A 22,740-nucleotide genomic window follows, 5' to 3' on the forward strand; every position below is an offset into this window, starting at 1 on the left:
AGAAGAAGAAATGAAACAAGATATGATTGTCATTTTAGATTTAGGTAGTCACGAAAATACAACAGTTGCACGTTGTATTAGAGATTTAGGTGTTTATAGTGAAATTAAACCACATGATATCACTGTTGATGAATTAAATGCTTTAGCAAATGTAAAAGGTGTTATTATTAATGGTGGTCCAAATAATGTTATTGATGGACAAGAAATTGATGTGGTTAGTGAATTATATACTGCTGGATATCCAATTCTTGCATTTGAACATAAGTTGGCTCAAGTCGATAATAGAACATATCCTGCTAATGAAGATGAGTTAAAAGATATTTTATCTGATTTTGTTTTCAATGAATGCCATGCTCAAAAGAATTGGAATATGAAAAACTTTATTAATGATCAAGTTGAGATTATTAGAAATCAAGTTGGTGATAAAAAAGTTTTACTTGCTTTATCAGGTGGAGTTGATTCATCAGTTGTTGCTGCTTTATTAGTGAAAGCAATTGGTAAACAATTATATTGTGTACATGTGAATCATGGTTTAATGCGTAAGGGTGAATCTGAAGATGTTGTGGAAGTTTTCCAAAATCAATTAGATGCAAACTTGGTATATGTTGATGCAACAGAACGTTTCTTAACAAAGTTAGAAAATGTTGATGATCCTGAACAAAAACGTAAGATTATTGGTGCTGAATTTATTCGTGTTTTTGAAGAAGAAGCGAGAAAATTAGATGGTATTGAGTTCTTAGCTCAAGGAACTATCTATCCTGATATCATTGAATCTGGAACAAAGACTGCTAAGATGGTAAAATCACATCACAATGTTGGTGGACTACCAGAAGATTTACAATTTGAATTGGTTGAACCTTTATTCCAATTATTCAAAGATGAAGTTCGTGCTTGTGGTGTTGAACTTGGTTTACCATATGAAATGGTTTATAGACAACCATTCCCAGGTCCAGGACTTGGTGTACGTTGCTTAGGTGCAATCACAAGGGATCGTTTAGAAGCAGTAAGAGAAAGTGATGCTATTTTAAGAGATGAATTTGCGAAAGCAGGTTTAGATAAAAAAGTATGGCAATATTTCACAGTTGTCCCTGATTTTAAATCAGTTGGTGTAAAAAATAATGCCCGTAGTTATGATTATCCAGTTATTATTCGTGCAGTTAATACTGTGGATGCAATGACTGCAACTGTTGAACAAATTGATTGGCCTATCTTAATGAAGATTACTAATCGTATTTTGGCTGAAGTGCCTAATGTCAATCGTGTATGTTATGACATGTCACCTAAACCATGTGCGACAATTGAATGGGAATAGTATATAAATTTACTAAAAATTCACAAAAAAACAAGACGTAATGATGTATGTTGTAGTTCCGTGTCAAGAGTGGAGGGTAGAGGAATAACTATTGAAAAATAGGGATTCCTTTTTTGTCTTTATAAGTAAAAGTATAACTATATCCAAGATGTAAAAATATGCGTTTTCTTAAATTGTAGAAATATCTAAAAACCATATGGATTCCTTTTGACAAGTTTGATTTTATTATTCATTCCTTCAATGAATCCATTATTAAAGCTCGTTCTATATGATTTGTTTCTTTTTTTGTATATGGTTGTATAGGATAATGAACATAAAAGAGGAATAAACCATCTCTTTCTAAAGTTTTTAGCAGTTATCTGATAATAACTATTTTGAGTATCAAAGATATAATCAAGCCATCTGTTTAATTCTTTTTTGTAGTCATTATGTTTTTCATGTATAAGTTTCAATAGATTCTGATAGATTTCATAGTTATCAAGCATTTCTAAAATGACAAGAGAATCGAACATAGTATTATTATCACAGTCATTTCTGCAGAATTTGCATGATCTGCATAGCTTAGGCTTTTTGAGTTTGCAGGAATCACAGACAAATTTTTTTGACAGGTACCACGATGGATGCAGTTGTTGAAGATACGACCGTAACAGGAAATATCACGCAGAACCATATTATGACGAATTTCTTTGGATATGGTAGTACAGTCCTTATCGACTTTTAGGGCAATAGCCTTAAAGGAAAGGTTAATGTTTAAGCTGTTTTCAATGATAATTCTATCATGCTGGTTTAAATGTTTGTTTTTCATAGATTTCACGCTCCAAAGATAACAAACAAAGGATATCCAATAATATGATAAAGCTTTGTAGGATTAAAATCCATATAAATATTTGAAGAATTAAATTCCACTCAAATCAGCTTAGGGGTGGAATTTAGTTTTTCAATTGAGTTGTAGTATTAAATATTCATGTGAGTATTATTTGTATATATTTATTGTTATATGAATGATATAATTATTATTAATAAACAAAAACTTGTGAGGTGTTAAAAATGGGATTTGGTAAAGATTTAAGTGATGAATTTAAAGATATGAGTAAAGGCGTATCAGATGAAGTTGGATTATTCTATGCTTTAAAACACTGTTTTGTGAATTTGAAAAAATATTCCACATTATATGATATTACTATTCTTCATAAAGATGAAGGACAAATTATTTATGAAAATTCAAGTAAAGGTATACTTAGAAAACGTATGACTGGAATCTTTACAGTAGCGGGTAGAACTTCAGAAATTCTTAATGTCAGTCCATCATCAATAAACTTTCAATGTGAATTATCTGATTTAGCTTTTATTATATATTCAAAAAAAGGTATTAAAATAACATATATGCAGAATAAATTTCAAAAAGCATTCGATCCTCATCTTGGGAAATTTCATGTAGATGTTGATCAATTTGCTTTATTAAAAGGACGCCCAATTTTTAAGGTTAAATGTAAAGATAAAATGGTTGGGAAGTGGACAGTTAATGATATTTTATATAATGCAGATATAGAGTCAGTATCCTCATATGGAGTTTTTTATAAATGTAAATCATCTTATGATATGTATTATTGCCCTGCTGATTTACTATCATATACTAATATGAAATTGACAAGAAAATTGAATTCTGCGGGGACGAGATATAAAAAGGTAAGTTCAAAGATTGTTAAATATTCAGATAAAAATGTTGCCAAAGGAACACCAATTAAAGGTAATTACCGATATTATAAGAGTCCAACATATAAAGATTGTTTATATGCATATAACTTACAACAATTTGGAGATAATCTTATAAAGTTTCATATTGGAACATTATTAAATAAATCAACAATTTTACAACTTTTAGAGAATTTAAAAGTTCTTGATCAAGTAGACCTTTATAATAAAATTTATAGTACTTTGGATAAAACTGATTATCATAGAATAGATAATTTCCAAAATATTGAAAATAACAATTTTTCTTTTGATGGTGCTAAAATGTATGTGTTTATTAGAAGTCAAGAATAGTTTTGTTTTAAATAATGGTTATTAAAATGAGTGTAAATTATACAGTTAAGATTGAAGATATTTATATAAGGTTGTGGATTTTTTGTTTTTACTTACTCATTATGTTTTAATATACTAATTTTTTAGTTTATCAATAAAATCTAAAGAATTGCTTAATACTTTTCCATATGCTTATAGTCATCTAAATTACAATATGATGTTTTGAAATTTCAAGACCCTAATTGTTCTATGAAACTTAGTCTCGATTTAATATCAACATATGATGTTTTGAAATCCCAGCAAATTCACAGTACCTACTTCAAGCAAACTGAATTTAATATCAACATATCTAATATTTTGTCATGTCTATGAGTAATGAAAGTTATAAATATTTTTTTGGGATACTGATTAATGGAAAATTTGAATATAAACAGAGCATATTAATATTATTTTTTAAACTTAAGAAAGCACAATTGAAATATGAATATCAATACTAAGTTGAGTGTAATGAATAAGAGGTGAAATTTTATGAAAGATAATAGATATTTTCAAATGATTTATCTTTTGCTACAAAAAGGTCATATGACTGCACCAGAATTGGCTGAACATTTTGAGGTATCCGTGAGAACTATTTATAGAGACATTGATATATTAAGTTTAGCAGGAATACCAGTATATGCTGCACAAGGCAAAGGTGGTGGAATATTTATTCAAGAAAATTTTGTACTTAATAAATCTATTCTAAGTGAAGAAGAACAGAAACAAATCTTGATGGCTTTACAAGGAATCAGAATTATAGAAGAAGGGGATACAGATGCTCTTTTAGCAAAACTTAGTAGTGTGTTTCAAAAACAAAATACAAATTGGTTTGAATTTGATTTTTCAAGTTGGACAAAAAGTGGTGCAAGAAAAGAAGTTTTTCATATATTACAAAGTGCAATCTTTAAAAATAAAAAAGTATCATTTCAATATTATAATGGGAAAGGAGAATGTATTAAGCGTGTGGTTGAACCGCTTAAACTTGTTTTCAAGTCTTATGATTGGTATTTGTATGGATATTGTTCTATACGAAATGACTATCGTTTTTTCAAGTTAATCCGTATTCGCGATTTAGAGATGACAGATGATGAATTTATACGTAATATACCAAATGAGATTTTTATAAGAACAGAAAAATTTGAAATGGAAATGATTCAAGTTACACTTTTATTTGATAAAAGTATGTCAGTTCAGGTTTACGAGAAGTTTGATGATGAAGTCACTAAAAATCAAGACGGAAGTTTATTAGTGGAAACACTTATGCCCAATAATGAACTGTTATTTAGTTATATTCTTTCTTGTGGTGATAACGTAGAAGTCATTTCCCCACAAAGTGTTCGTAATATTATATCTGAAAGAGCTAAGAAAATCCAAGAAAAATATAGAACATGACACGCTGTTGCAAGTTATAAATGATATGATAGTTTTAACATATTTAATGTAAAATGCTTTTATTAATAAATGGACTATTTAAGTAAAAATAAAGTATAGGAAAGAAAGTAGGGATTGAAAAATTTATCAATTTTCCATTGTTTTGTGAAAATAGAGATATCAGAGTTAAAAAAGCATTAAAGTATTAAATATGTTGATTATTGACAAAGTCAACACATTCATAATGGTGTGCTGATAATATCTATTTATAAGAAAGAGAGAGCATGCAATGGAAAAAGCATTAGTAGTCATAGATATTCAAAATGATATCACAAAGAATTATAAGGAAATTATTGATAATATTAATAAATCAATAGATTGGGCAGTTAAAAATAATATTCATGTTGTTTACATAAGACATTATAATTTATCAGCAGGAACAAGAACTTTTAAACCTAATACATTTGGATCTGAATTGGTTTCTGATTTAAAAATAGTATCAGATAATATTTTTATAAAATCTAAAGGAAATGCATTAACGAGTGAGGAGTTTAAAGGATTTATAACTAAAAATCAAATATGTGAATTTTATATTACAGGAGCAGATGCTGTTGCTTGTGTGAAATCAACGACTTATAATTTACGTAAGGCAGATTATAAAGTGAACGTCTTATCTGATTGTATTACAAGTTATGATAAAAAGAAGATTAATGAAATGCTTCACTATTATGAAAGTAAAGGATGTAAACTTATGAGTTTAAATGATTTGATAAATTTATAATTTGATGTAATTCTGAAAGGAAAGGTTTAGAATATAAATATTAATTTGTATACATTAAAATGGTTTAAAGTCATTGATACCAAAAATTATATACTTAGTAAATTTCCATAATAAGAATAACACAATAGATGCTATCATTGATTCTAATTAGTATCTATATAGTTTTGAAGATGATGAAATAATCAAAGTTAAATATTAAGTTTTTCTATTTTTTAATAGATTCAATAGAGATATTATCACAAAAACTATAAATGAAAGTTATATAAAATAATGTGTATATTTCTAGATAAATATGGTAACATAATAAGTAAGATAATAAGCAAGTTGAGGTCAAAAGATGAAAGAATATAAACCACCCTATTCAATAACAGAAGATATGCTAAACTTAGTTTCTTCTATATCTGAAAAAATGGGTAAAATTGATGTATATCATAATTTAGATGCAAAGCCACATTTAAGAAGAAACAACCGAATTAAGTCAATCCATTCATCCTTAAAAATAGAAGCAAATTCATTATCAATAGGTGAAGTAAAAGATGTTATTGATGGTAGAATTGTTTTTGGGGCAAAGCGAGAAATTCAGGAAGTAAAAAATGCATACGAAGCTTATAATATGATACGAAAGTTAGATCCATTCAGTTTAAAAGATTTGAAAAGAATTCATGGGATAATGGAAAAATTCTTAGAAGAAAAAGCTGGTGAATTTCGACATGGAGAAGAAGGAGTATTTAATGGAGATGAATGCATTTTTGTAGCACCACCACCTCATCTTGTCCCAGGACTTATGACAGATTTATTTTCATGGATGAAAAAAAATAAAAAGAAAGTTCATCCTCTGATTATGAGTGCAGTGTTTCACTATGAATTTGTATTTATTCATCCTTTTTCAGACGGAAATGGAAGAACAGCGAGATTATGGCATACAGCTATTTTAGCTCAATGGAATTCACTATTTGAATATATACCAATTGAGAGTCAAATTGAGAAATTTCAAAGTGAATATTATAAAGTTATTGCAGAGTGTCATGTAAATGGTCAGTCCAATCTATTCATTGAATTTATGTTAAAACAAATTAATATAATCTTAGATGAAATTATTATTCAGATTCGTAAACCAGATGATATATTATCTGAATATACAAAAAAGTTACTTGATGTTATGGATTTTGGAGTACCATACAGTACAATTGCACTTATGAAATTATTAGGTATTAAATCTAGAGAGACTTTTCGTAAAAACTATCTTGACCCTGCACTGAAATTGGAAATGGTTATACGAACAATTCCAGATAAACCAAATAGTAAAAACCAGAGATATATTAAAAAATAAGTTTTATATTTTCAAATTGTTCTTAAAGAGGAATATTTTTAAGAACTTTTTTTCTATGAAATAGCAGAAAATATCATGAAGAACTTTCTCTCATTTGATAAGATGAATACAGCAAAGACCTAAAAGAAAGGAAATACAAAGTGAATGAAAACTCTACAATGCACAATGACTTCATTAACATACAGCCAAGTTAGAGTTACTGGTGCTATTATGCTAAATCATCATGTATATGCTGAATTAATTTGAGACAGAATACATATTTCTTATCTTGCTACTCAAATATTATTGAAAAAGAAAATCGTTCTCATTACTGATTTTGTACAAACAGAAGGTTTATATGATGATGTTCATAATTTATCAATGGGAACTGCCTATGTCAAAGATTATCAAGCTAGATGAGAAGATAGAACTTTAGCTGGAAGCCATGTTGATTTAAACTAATGTGTTAAAAATGTATATAAACATTTTGATTTAACTTTAAATGAAGCAATGAATTTAACAAATTAGAATCTAGCACAAAGTATTGGTGAAGAGAAACGTGAAGAATTGAAAGTAGGCAATTATGCAGATATTGTAGTTTTTAGTAATGACATACAAATTTATAAAACAATGGGAGGATGGAATGATGTTAACAATACAAACACGTACATTAAATTTAAGTGGAAGTCACTATGAAATTGGTTATCAATTAGGAAAGATGGTTGCTGATAATGAACATTTAAAAGCAAAATATGTAGTCAAAACAACTGTCGATAGGAAGCAGATGAAAGAGACCAATGATTTACTGGATCAATGGTGTCCAGGTCTTACTGAAGAATTACAAGGATTTGCTATGGCATTAGGAGTGAAATTAGAATCTTTATTTTTCTATAATATGACATGTTATGTCCCACATTGCAGTCACATTGCACTCCTTTCACATAAGACTGATGAAAATCAACCCATACTTGCACGTAACTATGAATTCTCTAATGAATTAGAAGATTTTTGTCTGATGAGAACTGAAGTTGAAGGGAAGTATACACATATAGGGACATCTATGTTACAATTTGGACGTGATGATGGCTTTAATGAACATGGACTTGCAGTGACAATCAGTTCATGTGGTTTACCAGTTGCCAATTTGCCACATATGCAAAAACCTCAGTTTAATGGATTACAGTACTGGATTGTTGTACGAGCACTTTTAGAAAATTGTAAAAATGTTGAAGAAGCATTGGCTTATTTAAAAGATATGCCTATTGTCTTTAATATGAATATGATTTTATTAGATAAAACAGATCATGGAGCACTTGTCCAAACGATGAATGGACATATTGCTTTTCGCCAAATTGATTCTGGAAGTCATGAACAAATGCTACATGCAACAAATCATACAGTATTACCAGAATTTGTGCATTTAGAAAAACAAGCTTTTTCGCACAGTATAGGACGATATCAGTATATAAAAAACGAATTAGGGGATAAGACACATATCACAAAATCTCAATTAAAAGATATGTTACTCACAAAATATCCTCAAGGTCTTTGTTTTCATAATTATGCTGAAAGTTTTGGAACAACCAAAAGTATGATTATCTCTCCACGTAATGGGACTATTGAAATATGTTGGGGAGGACGAGCAGAAAACACTTGGAATATATATAATATTTTTCAGCCTATTCCTTCTGGTACCAAGGAGATTCAAATTGAATTTGATCAGATAGAAAAAGGATTGTTTGATTGGCAATCACGATAGAGAGGAAAAATAAAAACAATGAATTATCAAAAAGCATTAGAACAAGCTATTCTTTATATTGAAAATCATTTACAAGAAGACATAAAAGTAGAAGACGTTGCTCACTTTGTCGGTTATTCTTACTTTCACTTAAATAGACAGTTCAATGCTATTATTGGTGAAAGTGTTGGTAACTATATTAAGAAACGTCGTTTAGCAAATGCTGCCCATCAACTGCTCTATACAGATAACAAAATCATTGATATTGCAATGGAAAATAACTTTGAATCTGCTGAAGCATTTAGCCGTGCTTTTAAATTTGCATATAAAGTCAGTCCTCTTAACTATCGTAAAAATCGCATACATACTTTTGTATCAAGTAAAGAATGTTTAAATCATTATTTCATGAATCACTTACTCAATCATGTAACAGTTCATCCTCGAATTGTAGAAATACCAGAAATAAAAGTCATGGGATTACGAGAAGAGACAGAATTAAAACCTGAAAGAATTAAAGAATTATGGGAAAAGTTAGCTATTATGAAAAAGGAGTTTCCGAGTTTACCTTCACATCACCGTCAATTTGGCATTTATGAGTCTTATCAGGAAGATATCCATTATATCGCTAATGAAGATATGAAATGTTATGAAGTCGTTGGTATAGAAGTTGAATTCTTTGATAATGTAAAACCTCCTTTTGTAAGAAAAGTAATACCAGGAGGAAAGTATGCTGTTTTTACACATCATGGAAGCTTAGAAACACTCTCCCAAACAATTGACTATATTTGGGGAACATGGCTTCTCACTACGAAAGAAGAAATTGATTTTAGAGAAACGTTTGAACTGCAAGATGAACGGTTCTTAGGATATCATCATCCTGAATCTGAAATGGACATATATATTCCTATTCGATAAATATGTAATAAATATTGTTATAATAAAAAAAGATAAAATGACTCCTTGACTCTTCCCTAACAGGAAGGTTTATGATGAATATGATACAGACTGGTATCAAAAATATTATGAATAAAGAGAGGAGTTTTTTTATGTCTCATAAAGATTACATAACAATTCAAGGATTAACTCAAAACAACTTAAAAAATGTATCTTTAAAAATACCTAAAGAGAAAATTGTTGTTTTTACAGGGGTCTCAGGATCAGGAAAATCAAGTATCGTTTTTGATACAATCGCAGCAGAAAGTCAGCGACAAATGAATGAAACATATACAGCATTTATTCGAGGAAGATTACCAAAATATAGAAAACCAAAAGTTGAGTTGATTGATAACTTATCTCCATCAGTGATTATCGATCAGGCACGTTTAGGTGGAAATGCACGTTCAACTGTTGGAACAATTAGTGATATGTATTCTGCACTACGTTTGCTTTTTTCACGTATTGGCGTCCCACATGTAGGAAGTGCATCACATTTTTCATTTAACAATCCTAATGGCATGTGTCCAACATGTTCGGGAATCGGAAAAGTATTAGATATTGATATTAATGAAGTCATTGACTTAGAAAAGAGTTTAAATGAAGACATGTTAGATTTACCCGCTTATCATGTTGGAAATTGGTATTGGAAACAATATGCTGAAAGTGGTTTATTTGATCTTGATAAAAAATGGAAAGATTATACTCAACAGGAAAAAAACTTACTCCTTTATGGTTCTTATGAAAAAAACGGTGAGCGTGTAAATAAAAAGATAGAAGGAATCTATAATCATTTCAATCGTTTATTAATCAAAAGAGATTTATCACATTCTAGTGACACAACACTCTTAAAATTAAAAAGAATTGTCAAAGAATATGAATGTCCAGATTGTCATGGGAAACGTTTGAATTCCTTATCACTTACATGTCAAATTCAAGGTTATCATATCATGGATATGTGTGATATGGAATTTACCAAACTGCGAGATGTTTTAAAAGATATAACAGATCCACGTGCTGAAACAATTATCCAAACATTAATTGCAACATTGACAAGAATGATTGATATTGGATTACCTTATTTAAGCCTTAATCGTGAGACAACAACCCTTTCAGGTGGTGAAGCACAACGATTAAAATTAGTAAGATATATGGGTAGTTCATTAACTGGTCTTATTTATATATTTGATGAACCTAGCACTGGAATGCATCCACGTGATGTATATCGCATGACAAAACTTCTGCAAAGTTTAAGAAACAAAGGAAATACTGTTCTGGTTGTAGAACATGATAAAGATGTGATTTCTATCGCAGATGAAATTATTGATGTTGGACCTCATGCTGGTCGATACGGTGGAGAAATCTTATATCAGGGAAGTTATCATCAACTTTTAGAATCAAATACATTAACAGGAAATGCTATGCGTGAACATATCGGTATTAAAGAAAATCCAAGACCTGTACACTCATATCTCCCTATCCGCAATGCTCAATTGCATAATCTTAAAAATGTATCTGTAGATATTCCTGAAAATGTATTATGTGTTGTAACAGGCGTTGCTGGTTCTGGTAAATCCAGTCTGTTTAGAAATGTGTTTGCTAAGGAATATGAAGAACGTGTTATCATTGTTGATCAATCTTCAGTCACAGCAACCAATCGTTCAACACCTGTTTCTTTCATGGGCTTTTTTGATGATATTAGAAAACTCATGGCACAAGAGAATCAAGTATCAGCTTCGCTCTTTTCGTTTAATAGTAAAGGAGCATGCCCAGTGTGTAAAGGAAAAGGTAAAATCACTGTTGAACTTGTTTATATGGATCCAGTCACAACAACTTGTGAAGCATGCAACGGAAATCGTTATAGTGAGGAAGCTTTGTCATACCAATATCATGGAAAAAATATTATGGAAATTTTAAAGATGACAGTCGAAGAAGCAGCAGAATTCTTCTTGGAACATCAAAAGATTGCAAAGAAAATCAATGCCATGATGGAAGTTGGATTATCTTATCTCTCTCTTGGTCAACCTCTTTCAACGCTTTCTGGAGGTGAACTGCAAAGAATCAAGTTAGCTAAACATCTTAATCAAAAAGGAAATATTTACTTGTTAGATGAACCAACCACAGGATTACATGCTTCTGACGTTAAAAATATTATGAAACTTTTAGATCAATTTGTTGTTCAAGGAAATACAGTCATTGTGATTGAACATAATCTTGATGTTATGAAATTAGCAGATTATATTATTGATGTAGGACCAGATGGAGGAACAGCAGGGGGAGAAGTCGTTTTCACTGGAACACCACAGGAAATGGTTGAAACTGCTCAAACAATCACTGCTAAATATCTTAGAAGATCTTTGCAATAAAGTACTCATTTATATCATCAATCATAAGTTATTTAGTAAAAATCCATATGTTTGAATATTCATTTGAAAATAGGAGAGTGAATTGTGTTATAATCTCATAAGATATATTAAGTAAGCAATCATGATGAAGTTTAAGAAAGTGAGTAGAATAATGAATTATAGAATACAAACATTGGATGAGTTTTTAATCATTGGTCAAGAGATAGAATTGACAAATTCACAAAGACAAAACATACAAATAAGCACCTCATTTTGGAGACGATTTAATACAAATTTAAAGACATTTCATTTGTCACAATCTGGGCATTGGATCAAGTATGCATTAATGGAAAGACGACAAGGAAGATTATACTATTTTTGTGCAATTCCACAAACGTCATATATTCCTCATGGATTTGTATCAAGACGCATACAATCACATCAATATATGATCGTTGAACATATTGGTCCTATGAATCAAATTTATCAAACATATGGTAAAATATATGAAAAGATACTGCCTGAAAGTCAGTATATACCTATCAAAAATGATTTTATCCACTTTGAAAAATATGATTATCGTTTTCATTGGAACAGAAATGATTCAGTTATTGAAATATGGATACCAGTACAAGATAAAAACATTGATAATATATTGAAATAAGAACTAACTTAAGGGTTAGTTTTTTTGACAAAATAAAAGTATATACCTCAAGATATATACTTATTGTCAATTGAAATTTATTGATAAAACGCTTTTAAGAATTTCATATATTTAATTATCCAATCTGATTTCCACCAGTTCTTAGTGATAGCCCATTGTTCAGGATAATCATCCCATGACCATGTAATTGCCCAAGTTCCATCAGCTTCTTGAGTATCTAAAATAAACTCACATTCAAACTGACATATCTTTTGATTATATTCATAGAAATCACTTGTTTGAGAACTTATAAATAGGGATGGTTTACAGACATATTCAATTGCCCATTTTGAAGTATCATAAGTGATAATATGTTGAATTTGTTGTGTTAATAATGTTTTCAATTCTTTCATGTCTAAAAGTTCAGTAAGTTGACACTCTTGCAGATATTCATATAATTCTACGAAACATGAAACAGTGTGCATAGATTCTAATGGGAAATGGTCTTTAAAATAACTGAATGCTTCTTGAGCTAATTGGCAAGCCAAGATATAAATCTGACTGTCTTCATTTGCATATTTAAGAATAAATCCAATAAGACATGCAGTTGGATTATATGAAAGCTCTTGCTGCGAGTCATAATCCCACCATGGAGCATGAGGATAGTCATTGTTACTCACAACAGTATTAGCCCAAGTATGTCCATTAAAATCTTTCCCAGATGACAGATATTTAAGAATGCCTAAAACAATAGGGTGATTTTTATCCTCTAACTGAATTTCTTTAATGATTTCTGTAGCTACCCATGTTTGAACTGGTGCAGAATGAGGATTCCAGCAATCAGGTTCTAATGCATGAGCAAACCCACCATCCTCATTTTGATATGTAGACAACGCTTCTAAAACCGCTTCTTTTGAGCCATTTTCAAATAAATATTTCCATCTTGCTATATCAATAGGTCTTGCATTTTTATAAATAAAATCTCTTGCTTTTTCATAGTACATGTTTATAACCTCCATTGATTCATTATAGCATTAAAATAATCTTTTTCCATTTAGAATATTGATACCAAATTCTTTTGCAACAGTTGTTTGTTGAAATGGATTGATTTTTTTGATTATATCATTTTGTTTAAAAAGTGAACCAGTGTTCTTAAACCAAAAAGTTACATTTGCTTGGATACATTGTTCACGAATATCAAGAATTCAATCATAATCACAAATGCGTGCTTCTTTTGCTGTTTCACCACCAACTGTCACATGTTCTACACCTTCAAGATAGGGTATTAAATCAATGGCTTCTAAAAGTGGTGCACAGGCAATAAAACGTCTTTTTATAGGATAAGATAAAAACAATGGCAGTCTATAATCAGCAATTTCCTGATTTTCAACAGTACATCCAATATTGACATTATCATATCCTTCACCCCAATCTGATGGCAGTGAGACAAGAAAACGATCAATTCTTTTTGTTAAAATTAAAAATTCTATATCTTGTCTTTGTTTAATGATTTGCCAAACTTCTTTACGCCATTCATCTGCTTCAGGAAGAAAAAAGTCAGTTGCAAAACATGTTGCAAGAATCTTATTTCCCTTAATATTATATTCACCTTTTGCATTCATTCTTATAGGCCAATCAAATTTATCTGTCTTTGTTATAGTATTTTGACCATAACGCTTAGCATGCGGTCCATAGTAATAACAATTTGTACATCCATCACTGATTTGATGACATCCACTCCATGGTTCCCAATTCATAGATAGCCTCCTTTTTGATTAATTGCATTTTCATGATGATAAGGATAATTGACTATACTCCTGATGCATCATTTAATTCAAATAAATTCCCCTCAGGATCTCTAAAATAAGTACAACGCATACCCCAATCTTCAATATATTGAGGTTCACCTATAAATGGAACACCCGCTTCTTTTAAACGCAAATAATCTCCATCTAAATCATGTGATGGAATCACTGCCACAAGAGTGTCTGTAGGTCTATCACCATCTGGTTGCTGATAACCTTGAAACATCGGCATGGCATCACCTAAAAATATAGCAAAACATGGTGGTGTATCAGGACTCACTGCAAATGAAGTATAAGGTCCATTTCTATCGCCCCAAACAGGTATCAAACCCATTTTCTCAGTATAAAAATCATAACACTCACCATAATTTTTTCTAACTAGAATACGAACAGTTGTTTCATTAAATTTCATCTCTATAATCTCTCTTTCTTTTTAGCTTATAGAAATATTATAACGTAATCAATTCTTTGATTTATTGTAAAAATTGGACATATTATTCTAAAATACAATTACCAACCTTTATCCTAATATCAGAAAGTAGAAGCAACATATTCGCATAAAATCAAACTGATTTCAAAACATCATATGTTGATATTAAACAATATGAAAGCGATGATTATCCAATTATATATCATGCCATCAACTGAATGTTTCTATAAAATCACTATTCATCTATCTTTATTTTCCATAAACGTCTTTTGGTTTTCACTGCATATTTGAGTTCATATGAACTCTCACCTTTTTTCATAGCAGTCATGATGTCTTGGATTTCTTTTTTGATATTCTCTTCATTATCATACCAGCCTAAAACTGTCGTATGTTCACCCCAAAATGAATTGCCATCAACACCAAATAAAGCATATTTAGGTTCATTGTCTTTGGTTTTAAACATATGTGAAGATAATATTTTATAACAATTGACAATAGACTTTCCATCATAAGAAGAAATTAAAATCCTACCTGAACAATCATTCTCTTGATGCTGACTATTATTGATAATCTCATCTGCCATTAAGCTGTCCAAAGAAATATTCAATTGACTTGATAAAACTAATAATTTTTCTACTTCTGGATAGCCAATACCTTGTTCCCACTTAGAAACTGCCTGACGACTTACATTTAATAAATCAGCCAGTTCTTCTTGAGAAAGACCTTTTTTCTTTCTCATCTCTTTTAAATTATCTGCGAATGCCATATTTCATTCCTCCATCCTTTTTCATATCTCATTATAACTGAAAAGAGACAATCTATCTACCAACTTGAAATTGCATTGACGCAACTTGAAGTTGTAGTGGGACATTGTTATCCTTTTATCATATATACTTCAATATGCTGAAGATGAAATCATAATCTTTTTCATTTTATGAAATTATATATGCATTCTTTTATAAACAATGTATACTATGTATATAAAGATTCGTCAAGTGTTGATGAAAGGTGGTGAACTATGTATAAGTCAAAAGGATTAAAAAATATTAGTATTCAAAAAGTAAAAGATTATTTTATTGAAAACAAATATGCTACCAAAAATCAAATTGCTGAAGAAACACATCTGTCACATGCAACAATTACCAATATTCTTAAAGAACTTTTAGAAAATCAATTTATTGTGAGAGTTGAAGATTGTGAATCAACGGGTGGCAGAAAAGCAAAGCAATATAAAATCTGTGGTTCATTTATGTCATTTGGTCTTATTGATTTAAGAGTACAAAATCAAATGATCCATGTTGAATGTCAAATTGTAGATTTAGACTTTGTCATCATAGAAAGACTGAAATATCAGTTTGATACTTTAGATCTGAATATGTTGACACACTTGATTCAGGAGATTAATGAAAAGCATCATATTCAATATCTTGGAATGTCTTTGCCAGCAATTGTCGCCAATGGAAAAATTGAGAAATCTGATATAGAATCACTTGATGGTGTAGAATTACAAAAACATATAGAATCAGTTTGTGGGATTCATACAAGAATTGAAAATGATGTCAATACAGTTATGCTTGGGTACATTCATACCCATGTTATAGAAAGTCAGTCAATCGCTTTTGTTTATCAGCCTGATAACCATCATAGTGGCTGTGGGTTATATATCAATAATTCAATTCTCTATGGAGCAACACATTTTGCTGGTGAACTGGCTTATTTACCTAATGGAACATTAGAGGAACAGGAAAAGTTATTAAAAAATGAACCATTATCATTACTTGTGAAACAAGTTGCAAGTATTATTGCAATTATCAATCCTTCGTTATTAATTCTCTATACACCTTGTGTAGAAAAGACTGCTTTTTTAGAGGCTATTCAAAAATGTATTCCTATTCAGCATCTTCCAGAGTTTCAGTTTATCAATGAAATGGAGAGTTATGTTTTTGAAGGATTATCATCTTTATGTATAGAAAGTTCAAGATATCAAAGAAAATAAAAGGAGAGAAGAAAATGAAAAATTATATCGATTTACACATGCATTCAAAATATTCAGATGATGGACAGTTTACACCATCAGAGTTGGTTCATCAATGTGTAGAAGCAGGAATTAAGATTATGGCTATTGCTGATCACAATAGTGTAAAAGCCATTGATGAAGAAATTAAATGTTGTCAAGAATTAGGTATCAAGTGCATTCCAGCCGTAGAAATTGATTGTACATTTCAAGGTGTTAATTTACATGTTGTAGGATATGGTATGGATTATCATCAAGAAGAGATCAAAGCATTAGAAGAAAATGTTCTTAAACAAGAATTAAGTTGCTCAAATCAAAAATTAGAATTAACAAATGCTTTAGGGTTTGATTTAAAGAAAGAAGATTTAGATGCAGTGAGTGATAATGGTGTTTGGACAGGAGAAATGTTTGGAGAAGTCCTTTTAGCAAAAGAAGAATATAAAGACCATGAGTTGTTAAAACCATATCGAGAAGGTGGAGAAAGAAGTGATAATCCATTTGTTAATTTCTATTGGGATTTCTATGCTCAAGGAAAGCCTTGTTATACTGAAATTGTTTTTCCAACGCTTCAAGAAACAATTGATCTGATTCATAAATTTGGTGGAAAAGCTGTTTTGGCTCATCCCGGTAATAACTTAAAAGATAAATATGAATTGTTTGATGAAATGGTGAAAATCGGGCTTGATGGAGTGGAAGCATTTAGCAGTTATCATAGTCTAGAAGCAATTGAATACTTCTATAACAAAAGCAAAGAATATAATCTTTTAGTGACTTGTGGGAGTGATTATCATGGGAAAACAAAGCCATCTATTCACTTAGGTGGGTCACAATGTTCAATTGATCAGTCTTTGATTGAAGAACAACTCAAACAAAATGGTTTATTATAAGGAGACAAGAATATGAGTGTTAAAGTCATTGCAGTAGATATGGATGGAACTTTCTTAACAAGTGACAACCAGTATAATAAAGAAAAGTTTATGCAACAATATGCATATATGAAAGAAAATGATATACATTTTGTTGTTGCAAGTGGAAATCAATATTATCAGCTTCGTTCTTTCTTTCCAGAAATTCAAAAAGAAATCACTTTTATTGCTGAAAATGGGGGTTATATCGTTGATCAAGATGAAGATATCTTTGTAGCTCAATTAAAAGCAGGAGAATTAGAACAAGTTCTAGATGCAATTGAACAATATCCTGAAATCAAGAAAATTGTTTGTGGGAAAAACAGTGCATATATCAATGAGTCAGTAGATGACGATTATTTTCATCGTTTAAATTTCTATTATCCAAGAATGAAACGTGTAGCTCATTTTAAAGATTTAAATGATTCTATTTTTAAAGTTTTCTTGAGTTGTAATGAGGATAATTTTGAAATGATTTTAAATGAATTAAAAGAAAAAATTGGACATATTATGACACCTGTGGATTGTGGTCATTTTGGAATTGATTTGATTATCCCAGGAATTAATAAAGCGCATGGTATTCAACTGTTAATGGAAAAGTGGAATATTGCTGATGAAGATGTTATGGCTTTTGGAGATAGCGGAAATGATATAGAGATGCTAGAACATGCAACATATAGTTTTGCAATGGCTAATGCTAAAGACTCAGTCAAAGCTGTTTCTAAGTATACGATTTCATCAAATAATGATGGTGGTGTTTTAGAGGCTATTGATTGGCTTATCAATAAAGAGCAGATGTTTCAAGACTAATCAATATTAAATTTGACTTATGAGATTGAAAACTTATAAGTCTTTTTTATTGTACTAATTGTGTTAACATAAGTAACATATAAATTGGATAATTAAAAAAATTTCATCTTACTTTTTATATTCATGAATAAGATCAATATCATTAGGATGTTTTTTGATTTCTAAATCATTAACACTCATCATCAAAAGTAAGATGAATATCACTTTTATAAAAAGATATTTTTACGGTGTAATTATAAAATAAGGAAAATCCCAGATACTATCAATATGATTCCAAAGTTTCTTAAACTTTGTTATTTCAGTTTTACGGTTATATATTAAACCTGATTGATCTTTACAATTTGCTAAATAATCGAGACTTTCAGCAAAATAGAAATAATCTTTATCATAACCGACAATAGGAACATAATGCGTAGCATGAGGATTATCATAAGGTTCTTCGACATGGATAAAAACAATCACTGGTGCACCTTTGGCAATTTCAGATTTAAGACCATCAATCGTACCATTTACAACATATTCTGCTTGATACCCTTGACTTTTAAAGAATTCAGTCACACCAGCTGGTCGGACTCCACCACTCGAGAGTTTACCAGGAAAAGTTTCAAATAGTTTTAATCCTTCTGCTTCCTGGCCGTAGTAACGCAAAAGGTATGCAGATGAAAAAGCTGCACATTCTAAACCAGGTTGATAATCAAAATAATTGTCTGTCTTTATCATATATGAGTCTGGATAGTTTGATATTTGAGATGAGTTCTCAGAATGTGTCTTTGGTAAAAGAAGTAAACAAATAGAAACAATAAATATAATAATAGTACCTAGAATTGCTATTCTTTTCTTCATAGAATATCCTCCATATTATTTTCATCATTATTATAACATAAATCATTTAAAGATATGTTATTTAGAATAAGCAGCAATAACATAATATAGATAGTATAAATGAGCAATAAACCAACAGGATATTTTTAATAAATAGAAACAAGTATATAAAAATATTTTTTAATTTATTAATTACAGTTATAATGAATTGAAATAAACTTTTAAAAAGATTTTAATTTAAGGATTTTTTAATAATTGATTCTTTATAATGAAGTTGGATAAAGGAGAGAGATTATGTTATTACAAATACTCAAAAAAGATATGATGAAAAGAAAAGGTGTCAATATGATCCTATTTCTCTTTATCACATTATCAACAGTTTTTTTAGCAAGCAGTATCAATAATATTATGGTCATCAGTTCAGCAGTTGATTATTATATGGATTATGCTCATGTGCCAGATGTTAATATCATTATGAATTCAAAAGAGGATATTCATAAGATTAATGATTGGCTAGATCAAAAAAAGGATAAAGGAGATATTGATGATTATCAATATAATAAGATTCTTGAAATATCAGATAAATCAGTTACTATGAAAAAAGATGGAAAAACTTCTGCTTTTGATAATAAAGGTGCGAGTCTATTCCTATCAACAGATAATGTTGATTATTGTAAGGTGTTTGATACAGAGGGAAAAAATATTCATCTTCAAAAAGGAGAAATTGCAATTTCTGTCAATATTCAAGATAAAACCAATTTACAAGTTGGTGATTATTTGATTATTCATCAAAATGGTATTGAAAAAGAATTAATGATAAAAGCCATTGTTAAAGATGCTGCTTATGGTAGTGATATGGTTGGCATGATTCGATTTATGTTAAGTCAAGAAGACTATAATGATTATGAAAAAGTCTCATCTCAGCTTGGGCTATATTATATCAATTCTGATTTAGGTTCAAAGATTGCTGATCAAATGAATAATGAAGGTTTTCAAGGGATTATGAATACGATTACGATTGATACGTATAAACTGGTTTATTCTTTTGATATGATTATGGCAGGATTGCTTATCTTAATTGGTGTATGTTTGATTTTAATTGCTTTACTTGTATTAAGATTTACACTTGTCTTCTCATTAGAAGAACAATATCAGGAAATAGGCATATTAAAGGCGATTGGTTTACGAAATTATGCGATTAAGAAAATATATTTGGTTAAATATCTAGCAATTGTTATTGTGGGATCAACAATAGGGGCTTTTATCAGTGTCCCTGTCAGTCAAATGATGATTGAGAGTGTTAATAAAAATATGATTATGGCAAGCAGTGAATTGAATATTGGTATCAATATCTTATGTGCTTTATTTATTATTGGGTTAGTGTTGGCATTTTGTTATTTGTGTACAAGAAAGCTAAATAAAGTTTCAGCAATTACAGCTATACGTGGAGGTTATACGGGCGAACGATTCCATAATGGAAGAGGGATAAGTTTATCACGTTTTTCTCATTTACCAGTTTCACTCTATCTTGGTTTGAATGATATCACAAGTCATGTAACACGCTATATTGTCTTAATTATTACTTTCTGTATCAGTTTTATTTTAATTACGATTCCTTTAAATACAATTAATACAATGAATAGTTCTGAAATGGTTAGGAAGTTTCAACTTGATCCTGACACATCAGTCTGTGTTCGTAAAATAGAAGAAGGAGAATCAGAAAAATATAATAATTCTAAAACATTAATGGAAGGTGTCAAAAGACTTCAACATGAGATGAAAGAGAAAGGGTATGAAGCTCAAATGACAGCTTTACCTATTTACTTTATCAGTTATGAAACAAAGGATTCAACAACGAAAAACAATATTATGTCTATTCAGGTTTTGGGAAAAGAACGCTCATATGCTGAATATAGTGAAGGAAAAGCACCGATGCTGGAAAATGAAATTGCTTTTTCTCAAACAATTATGAAAGAAAATTCATGGGTTATTGGAGACTATGTGAGTGCGACAATTAATGGCGAAAAGAAAGATTTTGTGATTACAGGAGCATATAGTGACTATATGCAGTTAGGGAAAAGTGCTCGTTTAAATCCATTAGTGAATTGCGAAAAAGAAATGATGTTTGACTATTGGGCCATTATGGTTGATCTTGATATAGATAAGTCACAAAGTGAAGTTGCCAAAATGATGCAAACAGAATTTCCAAATTATGAATGGCGTACAGTTCAAGACATGGTTAATCAAAATGTTGGTGGTATTCAAGATATGTTATCGCAATTCTTATTACCAATGACAGGTCTTTTGTGTGCGGTGATTATGTTAATAACATTATTGATGGAAAAATTGTTTATCACACGTGAAAAAGGTGAGATTGCAATGATGAAAAGTGTTGGCTTTAGACAAGCAACAATTCGTCATTGGCAGTTGATGCGTATGATCTTTGTTGCTTTTGTTTCAATGATTATATCTATTCCATTGTCATTAATCAGTAATCAGTATTTACTAAAGCCAATCTTTGCGATTATGGGTGCCGATGTTGCGATTCAAGTGAATCCATTACAAGCTTATTTGATTTATCCTGGTATCTTATTGATTGGTATTATGGTTGCAACTGCAATCGCAACCTTTGGAGTTAAAAAAATAAATATTCGTGAAATGAATAATTTAGAATAGGAGAGAATCAGAATGGAAAGTTTAAAAGTTTCAAACTTATGTAAAACATATATCGTGAATAAACGTCAAAATAATGTTTTAAGAAATGTCAATTTAGAAATTAAAAGTGGTGAAATGGTGGCGGTCATGGGGCCATCAGGCTCTGGAAAAACCACATTATTATATACAGTGAGCGGAATGGATGAAGCAAGTGCAGGTAAAGTCGATTTCTTTGGGAAAGAATTAACCAACTTAAAAGCCAATGAAATGAGTGATTTGCGTTTACAAGAGATGGGATTTGTTTTCCAGCAAATGTATATGCTGAAAAATTTATCAGTTTATGATAATATTATATTACCAGCATATCAGGCGTCTCATGATCATAAGACATCTTCACGTCATGAAATCAAAGAGCGTGCGAAAATGTTAATGCAAAAACTAGGTATCAGTGATGTTGCGGATAATGCGGTTACCGAAGTCTCTGGTGGTCAATTACAACGTGCTTGTATTTGTAGAAGTTTAATCAATCAACCTAAAATTATCTTTGCTGATGAACCAACAGGTGCTTTAAATAAACAAAATTCAATTGATGTGATGCGTGAATTAACAAATATTAATGCTGAAGGAACAAGTATTATGCTTGTAACCCATGATATGAAAGTGGCTTCACAGTGTGAGCGAGTATTATATATTGAAGATGGAGACATTAGAGATGAAATCTCTTTAGGAAAGTATCAAGTCACTGATGATATGCGTACAAGAGAAAGAAAACTCAATGACTGGTTAATTAAGTTGGGGTGGTAAAA

At 30.2% G+C, this 22,740-nt stretch carries 20 protein-coding genes and 1 pseudogene; 14 read left to right on the forward strand and 7 right to left on the reverse strand.

Going from position 1 to position 22,740, the window contains the following annotated elements:
• The first annotated feature begins 10 nt into the window (after window positions 1-10).
• Complete coding sequence (gene guaA, locus BN1865_RS07305; RefSeq protein ID WP_050636588.1) at window positions 11-1,312, forward strand: glutamine-hydrolyzing GMP synthase; 1,302 nt, start codon at window positions 11-13, stop codon at window positions 1,310-1,312.
• A gap of 88 nt (window positions 1,313-1,400) precedes the next feature.
• Here the strand turns inward: guaA and BN1865_RS07310 are convergent.
• Together BN1865_RS07310 and BN1865_RS19095 are read right to left on the reverse strand one after the other, a co-directional pair.
• Window positions 1,401-1,839 (reverse strand): annotated as a pseudogene (locus tag BN1865_RS07310) (transposase); the annotation flags it as partial.
• Complete coding sequence (locus tag BN1865_RS19095; RefSeq protein ID WP_082189926.1) at window positions 1,800-2,117, reverse strand: helix-turn-helix domain-containing protein; 318 nt, start codon at window positions 2,115-2,117, stop codon at window positions 1,800-1,802. The gene BN1865_RS19095 and the pseudogene BN1865_RS07310, both read right to left, overlap by 40 nt.
• Window positions 2,118-2,359: 242 nt before the next feature.
• On the opposite strand from BN1865_RS19095, the gene BN1865_RS07315 reads away from it, so the two are divergent.
• From BN1865_RS07315 to BN1865_RS07350, 8 genes are all read left to right on the forward strand, one after another.
• Window positions 2,360-3,355, forward strand: coding sequence for a hypothetical protein (locus BN1865_RS07315; protein WP_050636589.1), 996 nt, complete (start codon window positions 2,360-2,362; stop codon window positions 3,353-3,355).
• 507 nt (window positions 3,356-3,862) lie between these two features.
• Window positions 3,863-4,765 carry a helix-turn-helix transcriptional regulator gene (locus BN1865_RS07320; RefSeq protein WP_050636590.1) on the forward strand — a complete coding sequence of 301 codons (903 nt, stop codon included), beginning with the start codon at window positions 3,863-3,865 and terminating at the stop codon, window positions 4,763-4,765.
• Window positions 4,766-5,033: 268 nt separating this feature from the next.
• A complete protein-coding gene (locus BN1865_RS07325; RefSeq protein WP_050636591.1) occupies window positions 5,034-5,525 on the forward strand; it encodes a cysteine hydrolase family protein in 492 nt (163 codons plus the stop codon).
• Between the two features lie 337 nt (window positions 5,526-5,862).
• Window positions 5,863-6,855, forward strand: a complete 993-nt coding sequence (locus tag BN1865_RS18720) for a Fic family protein (protein ID WP_050636592.1) — start codon at window positions 5,863-5,865, stop codon at window positions 6,853-6,855.
• A gap of 625 nt (window positions 6,856-7,480) precedes the next feature.
• The gene (locus tag BN1865_RS07335) at window positions 7,481-8,593 is read left to right on the forward strand and encodes a C45 family autoproteolytic acyltransferase/hydolase (RefSeq protein WP_050636593.1); all 1,113 of its coding nucleotides are present in this window, start codon (window positions 7,481-7,483) and stop codon (window positions 8,591-8,593) included.
• A gap of 18 nt (window positions 8,594-8,611) precedes the next feature.
• Window positions 8,612-9,487 carry an AraC family transcriptional regulator gene (locus BN1865_RS07340; RefSeq protein WP_050636594.1) on the forward strand — a complete coding sequence of 292 codons (876 nt, stop codon included), beginning with the start codon at window positions 8,612-8,614 and terminating at the stop codon, window positions 9,485-9,487.
• A 131-nt stretch (window positions 9,488-9,618) separates the two neighbouring features.
• Window positions 9,619-11,871, forward strand: coding sequence for an ATP-binding cassette domain-containing protein (locus BN1865_RS07345; protein ID WP_050636767.1), 2,253 nt, complete (start codon window positions 9,619-9,621; stop codon window positions 11,869-11,871).
• 151 nt (window positions 11,872-12,022) lie between these two features.
• Window positions 12,023-12,514 (forward strand): GyrI-like domain-containing protein, encoded by a 492-nt coding sequence (locus BN1865_RS07350; protein ID WP_050636595.1) that lies wholly within the window; start codon window positions 12,023-12,025, stop codon window positions 12,512-12,514.
• A 77-nt stretch (window positions 12,515-12,591) separates the two neighbouring features.
• Here BN1865_RS07350 and BN1865_RS07355 read toward each other — a convergent pair whose 3' ends face one another.
• The 4 genes from BN1865_RS07355 to BN1865_RS07370 all read right to left on the reverse strand — a co-directional run bounded on the left by BN1865_RS07355 (window position 12,592) and on the right by BN1865_RS07370 (window position 15,494).
• Window positions 12,592-13,497, reverse strand: coding sequence for a hypothetical protein (locus BN1865_RS07355; RefSeq protein WP_050636596.1), 906 nt, complete (start codon window positions 13,495-13,497; stop codon window positions 12,592-12,594).
• Between the two features lie 201 nt (window positions 13,498-13,698).
• Window positions 13,699-14,250 (reverse strand): DUF5131 family protein, encoded by a 552-nt coding sequence (locus tag BN1865_RS07360; protein WP_232780350.1) that lies wholly within the window; start codon window positions 14,248-14,250, stop codon window positions 13,699-13,701.
• A 52-nt stretch (window positions 14,251-14,302) separates the two neighbouring features.
• Window positions 14,303-14,710: a VOC family protein gene (locus BN1865_RS07365; protein ID WP_050636597.1), complete on the reverse strand. Its 408-nt coding sequence runs from the start codon at window positions 14,708-14,710 to the stop codon at window positions 14,303-14,305.
• 253 nt (window positions 14,711-14,963) lie between these two features.
• Window positions 14,964-15,494 carry a helix-turn-helix domain-containing protein gene (locus BN1865_RS07370; RefSeq protein WP_050636598.1) on the reverse strand — a complete coding sequence of 177 codons (531 nt, stop codon included), beginning with the start codon at window positions 15,492-15,494 and terminating at the stop codon, window positions 14,964-14,966.
• Window positions 15,495-15,746: 252 nt separating this feature from the next.
• Here BN1865_RS07370 and BN1865_RS07375 point away from each other — a divergent pair, with 252 nt between their 5' ends.
• The 3 genes from BN1865_RS07375 to BN1865_RS07385 are packed head-to-tail and all read left to right on the forward strand — an operon-like array spanning window position 15,747 to window position 18,457.
• Window positions 15,747-16,724: an ROK family transcriptional regulator gene (locus BN1865_RS07375; protein WP_050636599.1), complete on the forward strand. Its 978-nt coding sequence runs from the start codon at window positions 15,747-15,749 to the stop codon at window positions 16,722-16,724.
• Window positions 16,725-16,738: 14 nt separating this feature from the next.
• Window positions 16,739-17,629 (forward strand): PHP domain-containing protein, encoded by an 891-nt coding sequence (locus BN1865_RS07380; RefSeq protein ID WP_050636600.1) that lies wholly within the window; start codon window positions 16,739-16,741, stop codon window positions 17,627-17,629.
• A gap of 12 nt (window positions 17,630-17,641) precedes the next feature.
• Window positions 17,642-18,457 carry a Cof-type HAD-IIB family hydrolase gene (locus BN1865_RS07385; RefSeq protein ID WP_050636601.1) on the forward strand — a complete coding sequence of 272 codons (816 nt, stop codon included), beginning with the start codon at window positions 17,642-17,644 and terminating at the stop codon, window positions 18,455-18,457.
• Window positions 18,458-18,679: 222 nt separating this feature from the next.
• On the opposite strand, the gene BN1865_RS07390 is transcribed toward BN1865_RS07385, so the two are convergent.
• Window positions 18,680-19,300 (reverse strand): C39 family peptidase, encoded by a 621-nt coding sequence (locus BN1865_RS07390; RefSeq protein WP_050636602.1) that lies wholly within the window; start codon window positions 19,298-19,300, stop codon window positions 18,680-18,682.
• Between the two features lie 273 nt (window positions 19,301-19,573).
• Here BN1865_RS07390 and BN1865_RS07395 point away from each other — a divergent pair, with 273 nt between their 5' ends.
• Window positions 19,574-21,955, forward strand: coding sequence for an ABC transporter permease (locus BN1865_RS07395; protein ID WP_050636603.1), 2,382 nt, complete (start codon window positions 19,574-19,576; stop codon window positions 21,953-21,955).
• A 12-nt stretch (window positions 21,956-21,967) separates the two neighbouring features.
• Window positions 21,968-22,738 carry an ABC transporter ATP-binding protein gene (locus tag BN1865_RS07400; protein WP_050636604.1) on the forward strand — a complete coding sequence of 257 codons (771 nt, stop codon included), beginning with the start codon at window positions 21,968-21,970 and terminating at the stop codon, window positions 22,736-22,738.
• Window positions 22,739-22,740: the final 2 nt, after the last annotated feature.

This window comes from Candidatus Stoquefichus sp. SB1 (assembly GCF_001244545.1).
GTDB lineage: Bacteria > Bacillota_I > Bacilli_A > Erysipelotrichales > Coprobacillaceae > Stoquefichus.